At 67.1% G+C, this 18,160-nt stretch carries 16 protein-coding genes; 13 read left to right on the top strand and 3 right to left on the bottom strand.

Features of this window, described 5'->3' with window-relative positions; all coding sequences use genetic code 11:
• Positions 1-73 precede the first annotated feature (73 nt).
• From A5652_RS11405 to proB, 12 genes are all read left to right on the top strand, one after another.
• Positions 74-1,330: a trans-acting enoyl reductase family protein gene (locus tag A5652_RS11405; protein WP_067350707.1), complete on the top strand. Its 1,257-nt coding sequence runs from the start codon at positions 74-76 to the stop codon at positions 1,328-1,330.
• A gap of 106 nt (positions 1,331-1,436) precedes the next feature.
• Complete coding sequence (locus A5652_RS11410) at positions 1,437-2,033, top strand: DUF937 domain-containing protein (RefSeq protein WP_067350710.1); 597 nt, start codon at positions 1,437-1,439, stop codon at positions 2,031-2,033.
• A 184-nt stretch (positions 2,034-2,217) separates the two neighbouring features.
• Entirely contained in the window at positions 2,218-2,829 is a 612-nt protein-coding gene (locus A5652_RS11415; RefSeq protein ID WP_067350713.1) for a LysM peptidoglycan-binding domain-containing protein, read from the top strand.
• 77 nt (positions 2,830-2,906) lie between these two features.
• A complete protein-coding gene (locus A5652_RS11420) occupies positions 2,907-5,567 on the top strand; it encodes a valine--tRNA ligase (protein WP_067350716.1) in 2,661 nt (886 codons plus the stop codon).
• A 7-nt stretch (positions 5,568-5,574) separates the two neighbouring features.
• Complete coding sequence (locus A5652_RS11425) at positions 5,575-7,047, top strand: folylpolyglutamate synthase/dihydrofolate synthase family protein (RefSeq protein WP_067350718.1); 1,473 nt, start codon at positions 5,575-5,577, stop codon at positions 7,045-7,047.
• Positions 7,044-7,424, top strand: coding sequence for a DUF4233 domain-containing protein (locus tag A5652_RS11430; RefSeq protein ID WP_067350721.1), 381 nt, complete (start codon positions 7,044-7,046; stop codon positions 7,422-7,424). The genes A5652_RS11425 and A5652_RS11430 overlap by 4 nt, the downstream gene beginning before the upstream one ends.
• Before the next feature lie 88 nt (positions 7,425-7,512).
• Entirely contained in the window at positions 7,513-7,923 is a 411-nt protein-coding gene (gene ndk, locus A5652_RS11435; RefSeq protein ID WP_067350724.1) for a nucleoside-diphosphate kinase, read from the top strand.
• Between the two features lie 344 nt (positions 7,924-8,267).
• Entirely contained in the window at positions 8,268-11,117 is a 2,850-nt protein-coding gene (locus A5652_RS11440) for an Rne/Rng family ribonuclease (protein ID WP_067350727.1), read from the top strand.
• Positions 11,118-11,342: 225 nt separating this feature from the next.
• On the top strand, positions 11,343-11,654 hold the full coding sequence (gene rplU, locus A5652_RS11445; RefSeq protein ID WP_007769829.1) for a 50S ribosomal protein L21: 312 nt from the start codon (positions 11,343-11,345) through the stop codon (positions 11,652-11,654).
• Positions 11,655-11,668: 14 nt separating this feature from the next.
• On the top strand, positions 11,669-11,935 hold the full coding sequence (rpmA, locus tag A5652_RS11450; protein ID WP_067350730.1) for a 50S ribosomal protein L27: 267 nt from the start codon (positions 11,669-11,671) through the stop codon (positions 11,933-11,935).
• A 61-nt stretch (positions 11,936-11,996) separates the two neighbouring features.
• A complete protein-coding gene (gene obgE / locus A5652_RS11455; protein WP_067350732.1) occupies positions 11,997-13,445 on the top strand; it encodes a GTPase ObgE in 1,449 nt (482 codons plus the stop codon).
• Positions 13,442-14,545: a glutamate 5-kinase gene (gene proB / locus A5652_RS11460; protein ID WP_067350735.1), complete on the top strand. Its 1,104-nt coding sequence runs from the start codon at positions 13,442-13,444 to the stop codon at positions 14,543-14,545. Before obgE ends, proB begins: the two co-directional genes overlap by 4 nt.
• Before the next feature lie 125 nt (positions 14,546-14,670).
• Here the strand turns inward: proB and A5652_RS11465 are convergent, their stop codons facing one another.
• Positions 14,671-15,321: a TetR/AcrR family transcriptional regulator gene (locus tag A5652_RS11465; protein ID WP_067350738.1), complete on the bottom strand. Its 651-nt coding sequence runs from the start codon at positions 15,319-15,321 to the stop codon at positions 14,671-14,673.
• Positions 15,322-15,424: 103 nt separating this feature from the next.
• On the opposite strand from A5652_RS11465, the gene A5652_RS11470 reads away from it, so the two are divergent.
• Positions 15,425-16,702: a cytochrome P450 gene (locus A5652_RS11470; protein WP_067350740.1), complete on the top strand. Its 1,278-nt coding sequence runs from the start codon at positions 15,425-15,427 to the stop codon at positions 16,700-16,702.
• Here A5652_RS11470 and A5652_RS11475 read toward each other — a convergent pair.
• Both A5652_RS11475 and A5652_RS11480 read right to left on the bottom strand, forming a co-directional pair.
• The gene (locus tag A5652_RS11475) at positions 16,699-17,547 is read right to left on the bottom strand and encodes an NAD-dependent deacetylase (protein WP_067350743.1); all 849 of its coding nucleotides are present in this window, start codon (positions 17,545-17,547) and stop codon (positions 16,699-16,701) included. The genes A5652_RS11470 and A5652_RS11475 overlap by 4 nt on opposite strands.
• Positions 17,548-17,565: 18 nt before the next feature.
• Positions 17,566-18,105: a cysteine hydrolase family protein gene (locus tag A5652_RS11480; RefSeq protein ID WP_067350786.1), complete on the bottom strand. Its 540-nt coding sequence runs from the start codon at positions 18,103-18,105 to the stop codon at positions 17,566-17,568.
• Positions 18,106-18,160: the final 55 nt, after the last annotated feature.

An 18,160-nucleotide genomic window follows, 5' to 3' on the forward strand; every position in this document is an offset into this window, starting at 1 on the left:
GTGCCGGGCCCTCGTGCCCGGCACTTCTTAGCTCCAGGGGTCGTGCCCCCCGTCGTCGGGTAGCGTCGGGCCCGTGACCGCAACGCCGCGCGAATTCGACATTGTGCTGTATGGGGCGACGGGCTTCGTGGGGAAACTCACCGCCGAATATCTGGCCAGCTCCGCACCGGATCGGCGGATCGCGCTCGCCGGCAGATCGGCCGACAAGTTGCGCGCCGTCCGCGACACGCTGGGCGACGCCGCGCAGTCCTGGCCCATTCTGAACGCCGATGCCTCGTCGCCCTCGACGCTCAATGAGATGGCGGCCCGTGCCCAGGTCGTCATCACCACGGTCGGGCCGTACACCCGCTACGGGCTGCCGCTGGTGGCGGCGTGCGCAGCAGCGGGCACCGACTACGCTGACCTGACCGGCGAGGCGATGTTCGTCCGCGAAAGCATTGACCTGTACCACAAGCAGGCCGCGGACACCGGCGCCCGCATCGTGCATGCGTGCGGATTCGACTCGGTCCCTTCGGACCTCAGCGTGTATGCGCTCTACCGAGCGGCGCGAGACGACGGCGCCGGCGAACTCGGCGACACCGACCTGGTAGTCCGGTCGTTCTCCGGCGGCGTGTCCGGTGGAACCGTCGCCTCGATGCTGGAAGTCCTCGATACCGCCTCGCGCGATCCGGACGCCCGTCGCCAGCTTGCCGACCCGTACACGTTGACCACGGACCGCGGGGCCGAACCCGAAATCGGCCCTCAGCCCGATTTGCCGTGGCGCCGGGGTCGCCAGATCGCGCCCGAGCTGAGCGGGTTGTGGACGTCGGGGTTCTTGATGGCGCCCTATAACACCCGAATCGTGCGGCGCAGCAACGCATTGCTGGACTGGGCCTACGGACGCCAGTTGCGTTACAGCGAAAGCATGAGCCTGGGCTCGTCGCCGCTGGCCCCGGTGGCGTCCGCTGTGGTTGGCGGAGTCGGCGCGGCGACCTTCGGATTGGGCAGCAGATATTTCCGGCTGCTGCCGCGCAAACTCGTGGAGCGCATCGTGCCCAAGCCCGGGACCGGCCCGAGTGAGGCCGCCCGGCAACGCGGCTACTACCGGATCGAGACCTTCACCACTACAACTACTGGCGCGCGTTACGTCGCGCGCATGGAGCAGCGTGGCGACCCCGGCTACAAGGCGACGTCGGTGCTGTTGGGGGAGTGCGGCCTCGCTCTGGCGGTGGACCGCGACAAGCTCCCGGATCTGCATGGCGTTCTCACACCCGCGGCCGCGATGGGCGACGCGCTGCTGGACCGATTCCCCGCCGCGGGTGTGTCGTTGGAAACGGAACGACTGAACTGATCGAATGTCGGACCGCCCACTGCGAGGGGTGTTGCCGGGGGCCGCGTGAGTCTAGTGTCGTAACTGACGCGCCTGAAACTTCGCAGCGACAAAGGCGGGCACCCCGATGGCCGGTCTCGATGACCTTTACGCACAGATTCCGACGTCCGAACTCGCGACAAAGCTCGGCGTAGACGAAGGCGAAGTCGTAAGCGCGGTGCACACGCTGGTGCCGGTGCTGCTGAGCGGTCTTCACCAGAACGCGCAGGATCCGCAGGCGGCCGACAGGATCGAGTCCGCCGCCACCAGTCATGCCGCCAGCGGTCTGCTCGACGCCGGTGGGGGTGTCGACCAGGTCGGCGAGACGGACGGGCACCAGGCGATCGCCACGATTTTTGGCGTCAACGACGCCGATCAGGTCGCCTCGGCGCTGGCCGAAGGGGGCGCAGGAAATAGCGACTTGCTAAAGCAACTGTTGCCGGTCCTGGTCCCGATCGTGTTGGCATACATCGGAAAACAGCTGAACTCGGGTGCGGGGTCGCCGGGAACGACCCCTCGGACAACGCAAGCCTCCTCCGGTGGCGCCTTGGGCCAAGTCTTGGGCAGCATTCTCGGGGCGGGCGCCGGCGACAAGTCCCTTGGCGGCATCCTCGGAAATGTGTTGGGCGGCAAGGGCGGTGCGCTGGGCGACATCCTCGGCGGCCTGCTGGGCGGCAAAAAGTAACCCGGCGCCGCACCTCGCGCCGAGTTTTCATCAGCAGTTCTCGAGCGGTTTTGATTGCGTCGAGGGAGGGATGTCCGGAGCTGACAAAAATCGAAAGGTACGGGCCCGCCCGTAGTGGGCACAGGCGACGTTCGGCCCCGGTCGGGCCGGACGCTGATCAAAGAAGTACGAGAGAGGTAATGCCATGTCAGACACACTTACTGGTGGTCAGAAGCTGGTGCGGGGGGAATCCCTCGCCTCCAACAACGGGGCCTACACCCTGACCCTGCAAGACGACGGCAACCTGGTGCTCGCCTCGCGCGGCCAGGCCCTCTGGTCCACGTCGACCGTCGGCCAGGATGTGGTGCGCGCCGAAGTGCAGCCCGACGGGAACTTCGTCCTGTACACCGCGGACAAACCGGTCTGGCACACCGACACCAAGGGCAAAAAGGACGTCAAGCTCGTACTTCAAGACGACCGCAACCTGGTGCTCTATGCGTCCGACGGACCGGCATGGTCGACGCACACCGAGACCGACAACCCGCCGCCGCCCGAGGCCGCCGCGGAGCAAGCTGCCGAAGAGCCCGAGGCCCCGGTCGAGGAAGCCGTCGCGGAGCCCGCCGCAGCGGCGGACGCTGAACCAGAGCCGGAGCCAGCGCCGGCCGCTCGGACCTACACCGTCGAATCCGGTGACACTTTGTGGGCGATTGCCGAGCGGTTCTACGGTGACGGCAACAGATACCATGCGATCGCCGACGCCAGCGGCATCTCCAATCCGGACTTGATCCAGCCCGGCCAGGTGCTCACGATTCCCTGACAGCCGAACAGCAGACTCCGCCACCTGCGCATTTGGGCGCTTACAGGAGAGTAAACACCGCTCCCTAGAATTGACGGGTGACCGCCAGCCGCAGCCCCGCCACCGACCTGCCCAAGTCGTGGGATCCGGCTGCGGCCGAAAGCGCGATCTACCAGACATGGGTGGACGCGGGATACTTCGTGGCGGACCCGAACAGCGCCAAGCCCGGGTATTCGATTGTGCTGCCGCCGCCGAACGTGACCGGCAGCCTGCACATGGGCCACGCACTCGAACACACCATGATGGACGCCCTGACCCGCCGCAAGCGGATGCAGGGTTACGAGGTGCTGTGGCAGCCGGGCATGGACCACGCCGGCATCGCCACGCAGAGCGTGGTCGAAAAGCAGCTCGCGATCGACGGCAAGATTAAGGAGGACTTCGGCCGAGAGCTGTTCATCGAAAAGGTGTGGGACTGGAAGCGCGAGTCCGGCGGCGCCATCGGCGGCCAGATGCGAAGGCTGGGCGACGGCGTGGACTGGAGCCGCGACCGCTTCACCATGGACGAGGGCCTGTCGCGAGCGGTCCGGGCGATCTTCAAGCGTCTCTACGATGCCGGACTGATCTATCGGGCCGAGCGGCTGGTCAACTGGTCGCCGTTGCTGCAGACCGCGATCTCGGATATCGAGGTCGATTATCAAGAAGTCGAAGGCGAGCTGGTGTCGTTCCGGTACGGGTCGATGGACGACTCGCAGCCACACATCGTCGTGGCCACCACCCGGATGGAAACAATGCTCGGCGACACCGCGATCGCGGTGCATCCCGACGACGAGCGCTACCGACACCTGGTCGGCACCAACCTGCCGCACCCTTTCGTGGATCGCCAGCTGGTGGTGGTCGCCGACGAGCATGTGGATCCCGAATTCGGCACCGGCGCAGTTAAAGTCACGCCCGCGCATGACCCGAATGACTTCGAGATCGGCCTGCGGCATCAGCTGCCGATGATTTCGATCATGGACACCCGGGGCCAAATCACCGGCACCGGCACGCAATTCGACGGTATGGACCGATTCCAGGCCAGGGTCGCGGTGCGCGAGGCGCTGGCCGATGAGGGCCGGATCGTCGAGGAGAAGCGGCCGTATATACACAGTGTCGGACACTCCGAGCGCAGCGGCGAGCCGATCGAACCGCGCCTGTCCCTGCAGTGGTGGGTCCGGGTGGAATCGCTTGCCAAGGCTGCGGGTGACGCGGTGCGCAACGGGGACACCGTGATTCACCCCGCCAGCCTGGAACCGCGGTGGTTCGGCTGGGTCGACGACATGCATGACTGGTGTATCTCGCGCCAGCTGTGGTGGGGCCACCGCATCCCGATCTGGTATGGCCCCAACGGTGAACAGCGCTGCGTGGGTCCCGACGAGACACCACCGGAAGGCTGGGAGCAGGACCCCGACGTGCTGGACACCTGGTTCTCCTCGGGCCTGTGGCCGTTCTCCACACTCGGCTGGCCGGAAAAAACTCCGGAACTCGAAAAGTTCTACCCGACAAGCGTTCTCGTTACCGGCTATGACATCCTGTTTTTCTGGGTGGCCAGGATGATGATGTTCGGCACCTTTGTCGGTGACGACGAGGCCATCACCCTGGACGGCCGCCGCGGTCCGCAGGTGCCGTTCACCGATGTCTTCCTGCACGGGCTGATCCGCGACGAGTCCGGCCGCAAGATGAGCAAGTCCAAGGGCAACGTCATCGACCCGCTGGACTGGGTCGAGATCTTCGGGGCCGACGCCCTGCGGTTCACCCTGGCCCGCGGCGCCAGTCCCGGCGGTGACCTGGCGATCGGTGAGGACCACGTCCGGGCGTCGCGCAACTTCTGCACCAAGCTGTTCAACGCCACTCGCTACGCGTTGCTCAACGGCGCGAAGCTGGCCCCGCTGCCCGAGCCGGCCGAGCTCACCGATGCCGACCGATGGATCCTCGGGCGACTGGAAGAGGTTCGCGCGGAAGTCGATTCGGCGTTCGACAGCTACGAGTTCAGTCGCGCTTGCGAGGCGCTCTACCACTTCGCTTGGGATGAATTCTGCGACTGGTACGTCGAATTGGCCAAGACGCAACTGGCCGAAGGGATCACGCACACCACGGCCGTGCTGGCGGCCACGCTGGACACCTTGCTGCGGTTGCTGCACCCGGTGATCCCATTCATCACCGAGGCCCTGTGGCAGGCACTGACCGGCGACGATGCCGAACACGAGTCGCTGGTGATCGCCGATTGGCCGCAGTCGTCCGGTATCAGCCTGGACCAGGTTGCCGCACAGCGCATTACCGACATGCAGAAGCTGGTCACCGAAGTGCGGCGGTTCCGCAGCGATCAAGGCCTGGCGGACCGCCAGAAGGTGCCGGCCCGGCTGGCCGGTGTCGACGAATCCGATCTGGGCACCCAGGTGAGCTCGGTGACGACGCTGGCTTGGCTCACCGCCGCGGACCCGGATTTTCGCCCGTCGGCGTCGGTCGAAGTGCGGCTGCGCGCCGGCACCGTCGTGGTCGAGCTCGACACCTCCGGCACCATCGACGTCGCCGCCGAACGTCGCCGGTTGGAAAAAGATTTGGCCGCAGCGCAGAAGGAATTGGCCTCCACCGCAGCCAAATTGGGCAATGCGGACTTTCTGGCCAAAGCGCCCGAACAGGTCGTCACCAAGATCCGCGACCGTCAGCGCCTGGCCCAGGAGGAAACCGAGCGAATCAATGCGCGGCTGGTCGGGCTGCAATGAGTGTCCGATGACTGAGCCGCCCGAGTGGCCGCAGGATCCCGACTGGCCGCTGGCAGAGATTGCCGACGAGATCCCCGACCCGGCCCCGACGCCGGACGAGATCGCGTCGCTGCTGCAGGTCGAACACCTGCTGGACCAGCGCTGGCCGGAGACCAAGATCGAGCCGAGTCTGACCCGGATCAGCGCGCTGCTGGACCTGCTGGGCTCGCCGCAGCTGGCCTATCCGTCCATCCACATCGCGGGCACCAACGGCAAGACCTCGGTGGCGCGGATGATCGACGCACTGATCACCGCGCTGCACCGGCGCACCGGCCGCACCACCAGCCCGCACCTGCAATCGGCCGTCGAACGGATCTCGATCGACTCCAAGCCGATCAGCCCGGCGCAGTACGTGGCGACGTATCGCGAGATCGAGCCGTTCGTGCAGATGGTCGATGCGCAGTCGCTGGCGGACGCCGGCCCCGCGATGAGCAAGTTCGAGGTGCTGACCGCGATGGCGTTCGCCGCGTTCGCGGACGCCCCCGTCGATGTCGCCGTGGTCGAGGTGGGGATGGGGGGACGCTGGGATGCCACCAACGTGATCAACGCCCCAGTAGCGGTCATCACCCCGATCTCCATCGACCATGTCGAATACCTGGGTGACGATCTCGCCGGCATCGCTGGGGAAAAGGCCGGCATCATCTTGCACGCGCCCGAGGGCGCGCCCGATACCGTCGCGGTCATCGGGCGTCAGGCCCCTGAGGCGATGGAAGTGCTGTTGGCCCAAACCGTCCAATCCGATGCCGCGGTGGCCCGGGAGGATTCGGAGTTCGCCGTCCTGGGCCGTCAGGTCGCGATCGGCGGGCAGGTGCTGCAGCTGCAAGGTCTGGGCGGGGTGTATTCCGACATCTATTTGCCGCTGCACGGCGAACATCAGGCGCACAACGCCGTGTTGGCCCTGGCGGCGGTTGAGGCGTTTTTCGGTGCCGGTGCCCAGCGTCAGCTCGACGTCGAGGCGGTTCGTGCCGGTTTCGCCGCCGTCGCCAGCCCCGGCCGGCTGGAGCGGATGCGCAGCGCACCCACGGTGTTCATCGACGCCGCGCACAATCCCGCCGGTGCGCAGGCGCTGGCCCAGACCCTGGCGGGTGAATTCGACTTCCGCTATCTCGTCGGGGTGCTCAGCGTGCTCGCGGACAAGGACGTCGACGGGATCCTGGCCGCCCTGCAGCCGGTGTTCGACGCTGTCGTGGTGACGCACAACGGATCCCCGCGGGCAGTCGACGTCGAGTCGCTGGCTTTGGCGGCGCGCGAGCGGTTCGGGCCCGACCGGGTGAGCACCGCGGAAAACCTGCGCGATGCCATCGACGTCGCGACGGCGCTGGTGGATGACGCCGCGGCGGACGGCCCGGCGGAAGCCTTCTCGGGCACCGGCATCGTCATCACCGGCTCGGTGGTCACCGCCGGCGCGGCACGGACCCTGTTCGGTCGTGATCCGCAATGACCGATGTGCCCGAGAACCCCGAGGAGCAGGCCCCGGCGCGACCGGCCGACCCGTGGCGGAGCTTCGGCGCGGTAATGGCCTTGACCTTGTTTCTGGAAGCGATCGTGGTGTTGCTCGCGATCCCGGTGGTGGGCGCGGTCGGCGGCGGCCTGACGACGGCGTCACTGGTCTACCTGATCGGACTGGCCGTCCTGTTGATCCTGATGGCCGGTGTGCAGCGCAAGCCCTGGGCGATCTGGGCCAACCTCGGCGTGCAGGTGATCCTGCTCGCCGGCTTCGCGGTCTACCCCGGGGTGGGTTTCATCGGCGTGCTGTTCACCGGGCTGTGGGGATTGATCGCCTACTTCCGGGCCGAGGTCCGGCGCAGGCAAGGGTAGGGCGGCAATCCGGGCGGCGTGGACGGCCCGAGCAGGGGCCGTTACGGTCGCCGGACCCCGCGCCGACCGATTATGTACGCTGTCCGCCGTGACCGAACGGACATTGGTACTGATCAAGCCCGACGCCGTGCAGCGGCAGCTGGTGGGGGAGATCATCGGCCGGATCGAGCGCAAGGGCCTCCTGATCGCCGCGCTGGAGCTGCGGCCCGTCGGCCGCGACCTCGCCGCACAGCACTATGCGGAACACGACGGTAAGCCCTTCTTCGAGTCGCTGCTGGAGTTCATCACATCGGGACCGGTGGTGGCGGCCATCGTGGAGGGGCCGCGGGCGATCGCCGCATTTCGGCAGCTCGCGGGCGGTACCGACCCGGTGGAGAAGGCGATCCCCGGCACCATCCGTGGCGATTTCGGGCTGGAAACCCAGTTCAACCTGGTGCACGGGTCGGATTCGGTCGAGTCCGCGAAGCGTGAAATCGCGCTCTGGTTTCCCAAGGCTTAGACCTGCGGCGACGGCAGGCGCGGAACGGACCTGACCAACTTCGCCGAAGCGGCTGCATCATGTGTGGCTGAGGCGGCGGCGTGATGTGGGATACTGGTCTCGGGTGAACGTCGCCGGACCGGCGTCAGACACCCGAATGAAGACTTAGACAAGCGCGACCAATAGCCCCGTCGCCTTGGTTCGCTGCATGTCAGGCCGTCATTCAGCACGGCGCCGAGTGGGTCTGGGATCCTGGGCCGCTCGGGGCGAGACCATTACAAGCCCGGGAGAAGTGACCCGGGTCCATAGCGAAGCCCTCGCGTGGCCGCGTCGCAATGACGCGCCCGGGGGCTTGAGGAGAATACGTGGTAGACGGTGCACCGACTGCAGACCCATCAGAAGAATCGACTCGGCGCGAGGAGCTGCCGGACCGCTTAAGAGTTCATTCGCTGGCCCGAACGCTGGGGACCACCAGCAAGCGGGTGCTGGACGCACTGAGCGAACTGGACGGGCGAATCCGCAGCGCACATTCCACCGTGGACCGCGACGACGCGGTTCGGGTACGGGACCTGCTGGCGTCCGCGCAGCCCCCGGCAAGTGGGGAGGACGCGGTGGCGGCCGCCGAAGCGAACGCCGCCGACGAACCCGAATCCAGGCTGCTGCTCGAGAGCCCGGACAAAGCCGGCGAGCGGCCGCATTACATGCCGCTGTTCGTCGCGCCGCAGCCGATCGACGCCCGCGAGGAAGACGCCGAAACCGACGACGACTCGGACTCCGACGATTCCGACAGCGACGACGACGAGCAGGCCGACCGGCCGTCGAACCGGCGGCGGCGTCGCGGCCGTCGTGGACGCGGCCGTGGGCGCGGTGAGCAGGGTGGCGCCGACGGCCAGGGCGACGAGGGCGACGACGACGAGGCGCAACCGCGGGGCAAGAGGGGCGGTCAAGCGGACTCCGCCGACTCCGAGGACTCCGACGGTCAGGATTCGGACGACGCCGATGACTCCGATGACTCGGACAACGGTGACGACGGTTCGGCGGACGGCGGCAATCGCCGCCGCCGGCGGCGCCGGAGGCGTAAATCCGGATCGGGCGACGACAACGAGGAAGGGTCATCGCCGGATGACCCGCCCAACACGGTGGTGCACGAGCGGTCGCCCCGCAACGGCAAGAGTGGCGGAGACGACTCCGCCGGCTCGAACAACGAGATCAAGGGCATCAACGGCTCCACTCGGCTCGAGGCCAAGCGGCAACGCCGCCGGGACGGCCGCGACGCCGGCCGGCGCCGCCCCCCGGTACTGACCGAGGCCGAATTCCTGGCTCGCCGCGAGGCCGTCGAGCGGATGATGGTGGTGCGCGACCGGATTCGCACAGAGCAGCCGCATCAGGGGGCGCGCTACACCCAGATCGCCGTGCTCGAGGACGGCATCGTCGTCGAGCACTTCGTCACATCGGCCGCGTCGGCGTCGCTGGTGGGCAACATCTACCTGGGAATCGTGCAAAACGTGCTTCCGTCGATGGAGGCGGCGTTCGTCGACATCGGCCGCGGCCGCAACGGTGTGCTCTACGCCGGCGAGGTCAACTGGGAGGCCGCCGGGCTCGGCGGATCCGATCGCAAGATCGAACAGGCGCTCAAACCGGGCGACTACGTCGTCGTCCAGGTCAGCAAGGACCCGGTCGGACACAAGGGTGCGCGGCTCACCACCCAGGTGTCGCTGGCGGGTCGCTACCTGGTCTATGTGCCGGGGGCGTCATCGACCGGGATCAGCCGCAAGCTGCCCGACACCGAACGCCAACGGCTCAAAGAGATTCTGCGTGAAGTGGTGCCGTCGGACGCCGGGGTGATCATCCGGACGGCGTCCGAAGGGGTCAAAGAAGAGGACATCCGCAGCGACGTCACCCGCCTGCAGGAGCGCTGGAAACAGATCGAGGCCAAGGCGATCGAGATCAAGGAGAAGGCCGGGGGCGCCGCGGTGGCCCTCTACGAAGAGCCCGACGTGCTGGTCAAGGTCATCCGCGACCTGTTCAACGAGGACTTCGCCGGCCTCATCGTCTCCGGTGACGAGGCCTGGACCACCATCAACGACTACGTGAATTCCGTTGCCCCCGATCTCGTTTCGAAGCTGACCAAGTACGAGGCGCCCGCCGGTCCGGAAGGACAGGCCGGGCCGGATGTGTTCGCGGTGCATCGCATCGACGAGCAGCTCGCCAAGGCGATGGAGCGCAAGGTGTGGCTGCCATCGGGCGGCACCCTGGTGATCGACCGGACCGAGGCCATGACGGTGGTCGACGTCAACACCGGCAAGTTCACCGGGTCCGGGGGCAACCTGGAGCAGACGGTCACCAAGAACAACCTCGAGGCGGCCGAGGAGATCGTGCGCCAGCTGCGGCTGCGCGACATCGGCGGCATCGTGGTCATCGACTTCATCGACATGGTGCTGGAGTCCAACCGCGATCTGGTGCTGCGGCGGCTGACGGAGGCGCTCGCCCGCGACCGCACCCGTCATCAGGTGTCCGAGGTGACATCGCTCGGTTTGGTCCAGCTGACCCGCAAGCGGTTGGGCACCGGCCTGATCGAAGCCTTCTCCACGTCGTGTTCGAACTGCGGTGGGCGTGGGATCCTGCTGCACACCGACCCGGTGGACTCAGCCTCGTCGAACGGGCGCAAGTCCGAATCCGGTGGTGGTGGCCGCCGCGGCAGGCGCAAGAAGAACAAAGCCGAAGAGCAGGTGGTGGCGAAAGTGCCCGCCCACGCTCCCGGCGAGCATCCGATGTTCAAGGCGATGGCCGCCGGCTCCTCCGCGCAGTCCGAGGATGACGAATCCGACGAGGTCAGCGAAGACACCATCGACGAGCTCGATCAGGAGAAGGTGGGTCGCGCCGACGACGTCGCCGAAGCGGAGGACTTCGACGACACCGACGACGAGGACTCGGACGACTCGGACGATGACGAGGACTCGGAGGACGACGACGACCTCGACGACGATGACGACGATGACGACGATGACGACGATGACGACGACATCGACGACGAGGAGGACCTCGGCGACGATGACGAGGACCTCGAGCTCGACGACGACGATCTGGACACCGAGGACGACGATTCCGACGACAACGGGCAGGGCTCCGCGGGAGCCGACCAGGCCGCCGCGGGACGCCCCCGGCGCAGACGCGCTGCGGGGAGGCCGGCCGGACCGCCGATCCACGCGGACTGACCCGGCCGACGCCGACGGCACCGGTCGTGTCCGGTTTGACCCTGTAGCCGCTGGTCACGTACCCTTGGACAGTTGTCGTCAGGTCGGGCGAGGAAAACTTCGGCCGGCGGCAGCGGGACTCCCGGGGAATCGGCGCAGGCCCGCAACCCAGACCCACCACGTGCACCGCGGTTGGTTCGCGCGCGACGCGCAGAGCAGCGGTTGGAAGAAGGAGCAGGAACGACGATGGCGACCTACGCAATCGTGAAGACGGGCGGCAAGCAGTACAAGGTCGCCGTCGGGGACGTGGTCAAGGTCGAGAAGCTCGAATCCGAGCCGGGCTCGAACGTGTCGCTGCCGGTTGCCCTGGTGGTGGACGGCGCCAAGGTGACCACCGATGCGGCCGCGTTGGCCAAGGTCGCGGTGACCGGCGAGGTGCTCGAGCACACCAAGGGCCCCAAGATCCGCATCCACAAGTTCAGGAACAAGACCGGCTACCACAAGCGTCAGGGTCACCGTCAGCAGCTGACGGTCCTGAAGGTCACCGGAATCAAGTAGCGAGGGCGACAGACATGGCACACAAGAAGGGCGCTTCCAGCTCGCGCAACGGTCGCGATTCCGCCGCGCAGCGGCTGGGCGTGAAGCGATTCGGCGGCCAGATCGTCAAGGCGGGCGAGATCATCGTCCGGCAGCGCGGCACCAAGTTCCACCCGGGCGTGGGAGTCGGTCGCGGCGGGGACGACACGTTGTTCGCCAAGGAAGCCGGTGCCGTCGAGTTCGGCATCAAGCGCGGCCGCAAGACCGTCAACATCGTGGCGGCCGGACAAGCCACCGACTGAGGTGTGTTTCCGGGCCCAGCCCGGTGATTTCGGCGCCCGGTGGTAGGTGAGAGGACCCACGATGCCTCGGTTCGTCGACCGCGTCGTCATCCATGCGCGCGCCGGTGCTGGAGGTAACGGCTGCGCCTCGGTCCACCGCGAGAAATTCAAGCCGCTCGGCGGCCCCGACGGCGGCAACGGCGGCCGCGGCGGCAGCATTGTCTTCGTCGTCGATCCGCAGGTACACACCCTGCTCGACTTCCATTTCCATCCGCACGTCACCGCGCCCTCGGGCAAGCAGGGGATGGGCAACAATCGTGACGGCGCCGCCGGCGCCGACCTGGAAGTCAAAGTGCCTGACGGCACCGTCGTCCTGGACGAAAGCGGTCGGCTGCTGGCTGACCTGGTCGGTGCGGGCACCCGCTTTGAAGCCGCGGCGGGCGGTCGCGGCGGGCTGGGCAACGCCGCTCTCGCGTCGCGGGCGCGCAAGGCTCCCGGCTTCGCGTTGCTGGGCGAGCAGGGCCAAACACGCGACCTGACGCTGGAGCTCAAGACCGTCGCCGACGCCGGCTTGATCGGCTTCCCGTCGGCCGGCAAATCGTCGCTGGTGTCGACGATCTCGGCGGCCAAGCCCAAGATCGCCGACTACCCGTTCACCACGCTGGTGCCCAACCTCGGCGTGGTGTCGGCGGGCGAGCACACCTTCACCGTCGCCGATGTGCCCGGCCTGATCCCGGGTGCATCCGAAGGCCGCGGCCTGGGTCTGGACTTCCTGCGGCATATCGAGCGATGTGCCGTGCTGGTGCATGTCGTCGATTGCGCCACCGCGGAACCCGGCCGTGACCCGATCTCCGACATCGATGCGCTGGAGGCCGAACTCGCCGCGTATACGCCCACCCTGCAAGGGGATGCGACGCTGGGTGATCTCACCGAGCGGCCCCGCGCGGTGGTACTCAACAAGATCGACGTCCCCGAAGCGCGCGAGCTTGCCGAGTTCGTCCGTGACGAGATCGCCGAGCGTGGCTGGCCGGTGTTCCTGGTGTCCACCGTCGCCCGAGAAGGTCTGCAGCCGTTGATCTTTGGATTGTGGAAAGTGATCTCGGAGTACCAGGCCGCACAGCCGGCGATCGTGCCGCGCCGCCCTGTGATTCGTCCGGTCCCCGTCGATGACAGCGGCTTCAGCGTTGAGCCCGATCCGGGGCAGCCGGGCGCCTTCGTGGTCAGCGGCGCGCGCCCCGAACGGTGGATCCGCCAGACCAACTTCGACAACGACGAGGCCGTCGGGTATCTGGCCGACCGGCTGGCGCGCCTCGGTGTCGAAGAGGAGTTGCTGCGGCTGGGTGCTCGGCCCGGTTGCGAGGTGACCATCGGGGACATGACCTTTGATTGGGAGCCGCAAACTCCTGCCGGGCAACAGGTTGCGCTCTCGGGGAGAGGCACCGATGCCCGGTTGGAGCGCACCGATCGCGTCGGCGCCGCCGAACGCAAGGCGGCCCGGCGCCAGCGCCGCGAACGCGGTGAGGAGTCGTGAGCGAGCACCGCGACGTCATCCGCAGCGCCCGCAGCGTGGTGGTCAAGGTGGGGACCAACGCGCTGACCACACCGGCGGGGGTGTTCGACGCCGGCCGGCTGGCCGGTCTCGCCGACGCGATCGAGGCGCGGATGAAGGCGGGTACCGACGTCGTCATCGTGTCGTCGGGGGCCATCGCCGCGGGCATCGAACCGCTCGGATTATCCCGCCGTCCCAGGGATTTGGCGACGAAGCAGGCAGCAGCCAGCGTCGGTCAGGTGGCGCTGGTGAATTCGTGGAGTGCCGCATTCGCCCGCTATGGGCGCACGGTCGGGCAGGTGTTGCTGAGCGCGCACGATATCTCGATGCGGGCCCAGCACACCAACGCCCAGCGCACGCTGGATCGGTTGCGCGCACTGCATGCCGTGGCGATCGTCAACGAGAACGACACGGTGGCCACCAACGAAATCCGGTTCGGCGACAACGACCGGCTTTCGGCGCTGGTGGCTCACCTGGTCGGTGCCGAGGCGTTGGTCTTGCTGTCCGACATCGATGGGCTCTACGACTCGGATCCGCGAAAGACCTCCGGCGCGAGGTTCATCCCGGAGGTGTCGAGTTCTGCCGATTTGATCGGTGTAAACGCCGGGCCCGGAAGCGATTTGGGTACCGGCGGGATGACCTCGAAGATGTCCTCTGCGCTGTTGGCCGCCGATGCCGGTGTGCCGGTGCTGCTGGCCGCCGCCGCGGACGCCACGACTGCGCTCACCGACGCCTCGGTCGGTACGGTGTTCGCCGCACGCCCGGTGCGGATGTCCGCACGTCGGTTCTGGGTGCGTTACGCCGCCGAGGCGGCTGGCGCGCTGACCTTGGACGATGGCGCCGTGCGCGCGGTGGTGCGGCAGCGTCGCTCGCTGCTGGCCGCCGGGATCACCGCGGTGGCCGGGCGGTTTTACGCCGGCGACGTCGTCGAATTGCGCGACCCGGACGCGGTGATGGTGGCCCGTGGTGTGGTCGCCTACGACGTGACGGAACTGACCACCATGATGGGCCGCTCGACCTCTGAGCTACCCGGCGAGCTGCGCAGGCCCGCGGTGCACGCAGACGATCTGGTGGCGGTGTAAGAGTTCGGGACGGTGTCGCGCGGGTGGGTCGGGTCTGCCGACCAACACGACCTTCGCGAATGTGTAAGCGCATTAGCTAGCACATTTGGGACTGACCTCATGAACCGACATCGGATCCGTTCGGGTCACCGGTCCGAGGTCGGCTTGAGATACAGTGCGCCCCAGACAATCTCGGCCAGCGTAGCGGCCAGTTCGGCGTCGTAGTCGGGTGGCTTTGTCGGCAGGTTCTGATGGCACGCCCGCTCGACCATCCAGGTCAGCGCGCTGGCGGTGGTCAGCGGGGCCAGCTCGGGGCGGATCGAGCCGTCGGCCTGGCCGTCTTCGATGACGTGGGTGAACTGCTCGGAGATGCCGGTCAGCAGTTCGCGATACGTTTGCCCCGTCAGTGGGTCGTAGGCTGCCATTTCATTGAGTGCGACCAGCACCGCCTGATGCCGGCGGTAGGTGGCGATGATGCGGCTCATCGCCATGCGCACATCGTCCGGGTCATGCCGGCCCGCCACGCTCCACCAGCTTCGTGCACCGTCGGTCAGGTCACCGAACACCTGGCCCGCGAGCCGGCGCAGCAGATGACCCTTGTCCTCGAAGTAGATGTAAAAGCTGGCGCGGGAAATGCCCGCCTCACCCGAAAGCCGATCCACGCTGAGTTCGGTGAAGCTCGCGCCGTCGCGCATCAGCCGTTCGGTGGCGTCCAACAGCCGGCGCTCCATCTGCTCGCGCCGCTGTTCGCGCCCCACGCTGCGGTGGCCCTGCGACTTGCGGGTGAGTGACGGCATGCGCCGAGCATAGCCGACCGCTCGACATATTGACTAGACATGGTGTCTAGGCATATCGTCACCTGGGTCTGTGACCGGGGTCATACGAGAGGGAGGATCACCAATGGCCGTGATGACGGGGAAGTCTGGGACCGACAAGTCCGGTCGTGCCTACGACGAGATCGATCTGTCCTCGCGGGCGTTTTGGTCCACCACCGCGGCGGATCGGGAACGCTCCTTCGCCGTGTTGCGGGCCGAACGCCCGGTGAGCTGGCATCCGCCGGTCGAAGAGTCGCTGATGCCCGACCCAACGGATCCCGGCTTCTGGGCGGTCACCCGGCGCTCCGACATCGTCGCGGTCAGCCGCAACAACGACGTCTTCCTATCCGGCCAGGGCGTGATGTTCGAGAGCATTCCGGTGGAGCTGCTCGAGGCGTCGCAGTCATTCCTGGCGATGGACCCTCCGCGGCACACCAAGTTGCGCAAGCTCGCCCACGCCGCGCTCAGCCCGCGGCAGGTCCGCCGCATCGAAGACTCGATCAAGGCCAACGCCAAGACCATCGTCGAAGAACTGCGAGCCACCGGCAGCGGCGCGGATTTCGTCGACCACTGCGCCAAGGAACTGCCCATCCGCACCCTGTCGGACATGATGGGGATTCCGGAGTCCGAGCGGGAGCGCATGGCGCACGCCACCGACGCCCTGGTGTCCTGGGCCGACCCGGAATTCCTCAACGGACGCCCAGCGATGGAAGTCCTGGTAGAGAACCAGCTGTATCTGCACCAAGTCGTCGGCAGCCTGGCCTCCCAACGTCGCGCGCACCCCGGCGACGACCTGATCAGCAGCCTGGTCACCGCCGAGGTGGACGGCGACCGCCTGGAAGACGCGGAGGTGGCGGCGTTCTTCGTCCTGCTCTCCGTGGCGGGCAACGACACCACCCGGCAGACCATCAGCCACACGCTGAAGGCACTCACCGACTTCGCCGACGAGAAGGCTTGGCTGCTCGAGGATTTCGACAGCCGGATCGGGACGGCCATCGAGGAGTTCATCCGCTGGGCGACGCCGGTCATGACCTTCCGCCGCACGGCCGCAACGGATATCGAGCTGGGCGGGCAGACCGTCCTGGCCGGCGAGAAGGTGGTCATGTTCTATCCGTCCGGCAACTGGGACACCGAGGTGTTCGACCACCCGGAACGTTTGAACCTGAGCCGCGACCCCAATCCACACGTCGGCTTCGGCGGCGGTGGACTGCACTTCTGCCTGGGCGCACACGTGGCTCGCGCCCAGCTACGGGCCATCTTCGGCGAGCTGTTTCGTCAGCTGCCCGACATCCGGGCGGGCGAGCCCGCCTACTTGGCCGGCAATTTCGTGCACGCCATCCGGAGCATGCCGTGCACTTTCTAACGCGTTGGCAGGGGCGCTAACTCGTCGGCGAGCAGGGCCAGCAACTCCGAGCACCCGCCGTCGACCTTGACGACGGCCAGGTCGTCGCCGCGGGTACTGCCACGGTTGACGATGGCCACCGGGATCCCCAGCGCGGCGGCGTGCCGCACGAACCGGTAGCCAGAGAACACGGTCAGCGACGAGCCGACGACCAGCAGCGCCTCGGACCGTTCGACCAGCCCGTAGGCCTGTGCCACAACGTCTTTGGGAACGCTTTCGCCGAAGTAGACGATGTCTGGCTTCAGCATCCCGCCGCAGCGCTCGCAGTCCAGATATTGGAACGACGCGGTGTCGGCGACGACGGCGTCGGCGTCGGGAGCCACCGCCAGCCCACCGATCGCTTCGGCGCGTTCGATGAAGCCGGGGTTGAGCGCCTCCAGCCGCTCGCTCAACGCGGCCCGCGTCATGGTCGATCCGCAGACCAGACAGATCACCTGCGCGTAGGTGCCATGCAGGTTGATGACGTTTCGGCTCCCGGCCTTCGTGTGCAGCAGATCGACGTTCTGGGTGATGACGCCGGTGACCACCGACGCGGCCTCGAGCGCGGCGAGTGCCCGGTGGCCCGCGTTGGGCAGCGTGTCGTCCATGTGCCGCCAACCGACGTGGTTGCGCGCCCAGTAGCGCTGCCGAAACGCCGGATCGCTGGTGAACTGGCGGATCGTCATGGGGTTGCTCGGCGGTGCATTGGGCCCGCGGTAGTCGGGAATGCCCGAATCGGTGGAGATGCCCGCGCCCGTCAGCACCGCGATCCGGCGACCGGCCAGCAGGGTGACCAGTTCAGGCGATTCTGCGCGGCCGACGGTCACTTATCCAGAGTAGGAGATTCAGCCCAGGCAGTCCGCCGCGGTCGTGAGCTCGGCAGACATGTTTTGTTCCATCATCTTGCAGGCCGCCTCGCCCAGGTCGGGGTCGATATGTGCGACGGCATCGGTCGGGATCACCACGGAGAAGTGCCGGACGTACGCGTCCAGGGCCGTATAGAGGATGCATTGCTCGGTGACCTGACCGGTGATGATCAACCGCTTGGTCTCCAGCCGGTTGAGCAGATAGGCCAGGGCGGTCGCATAAAACGCGCTGTGGCGGACCTTGGTCATCACGCGGCCTTCGTCCTTCGGCAGGATCGGCTTCACAAGATCGGGCCGGGCGCCGTCGCATGCGGCGCCGACGATGTCGGAGAACTGCGCGGTGAAATCACCGTAGTTGTCGTTGACGTATATCAGGTCGACGTCGTCGCGTTCACGTGCCCGGCGAACCAGATCGGTCAAAGGCTCGATGATCTTCTCGACATTGGGTATTAGATTCTCAGCGTCGGGATGCTGATACGTGTTCATCATGTCGACCACTAGGACAGCTGTGTCGCTCATGGCGTCGGGGATACCCGGCAGCTCCGAGTTGACACGCATGGGACGACAATGGAAG

The organism is Mycobacterium sp. 1165178.9, assembly GCF_001673555.1.
Classification (GTDB): domain Bacteria; phylum Actinomycetota; class Actinomycetes; order Mycobacteriales; family Mycobacteriaceae; genus Mycobacterium.

Bases quoted from the DNA above. Each gene is read 5' to 3' on its own strand.
- A5652_RS11410 (WP_067350710.1), top strand. From the start codon at position 1,437: ATGGCCGGTCTCGATGACCTTTACGCACAGATTCCGACGTCCGAACTC.
- A5652_RS11415 (WP_067350713.1), top strand. From the start codon at position 2,218: ATGTCAGACACACTTACTGGTGGTCAGAAGCTGGTGCGGGGGGAATCC.
- A5652_RS11425 (WP_067350718.1), top strand. From the start codon at position 5,575: ATGACTGAGCCGCCCGAGTGGCCGCAGGATCCCGACTGGCCGCTGGCA.
- A5652_RS11430 (WP_067350721.1), top strand. From the start codon at position 7,044: ATGACCGATGTGCCCGAGAACCCCGAGGAGCAGGCCCCGGCGCGACCG.
- rplU (WP_007769829.1), top strand. From the start codon at position 11,343: ATGGCGACCTACGCAATCGTGAAGACGGGCGGCAAGCAGTACAAGGTC.
- rpmA (WP_067350730.1), top strand. From the start codon at position 11,669: ATGGCACACAAGAAGGGCGCTTCCAGCTCGCGCAACGGTCGCGATTCC.
- obgE (WP_067350732.1), top strand. From the start codon at position 11,997: ATGCCTCGGTTCGTCGACCGCGTCGTCATCCATGCGCGCGCCGGTGCT.
- A5652_RS11465 (WP_067350738.1), bottom strand. From the start codon at position 15,321: ATGCCGTCACTCACCCGCAAGTCGCAGGGCCACCGCAGCGTGGGGCGC.
- A5652_RS11470 (WP_067350740.1), top strand. From the start codon at position 15,425: ATGGCCGTGATGACGGGGAAGTCTGGGACCGACAAGTCCGGTCGTGCC.
- A5652_RS11480 (WP_067350786.1), bottom strand. From the start codon at position 18,105: ATGAGCGACACAGCTGTCCTAGTGGTCGACATGATGAACACGTATCAG.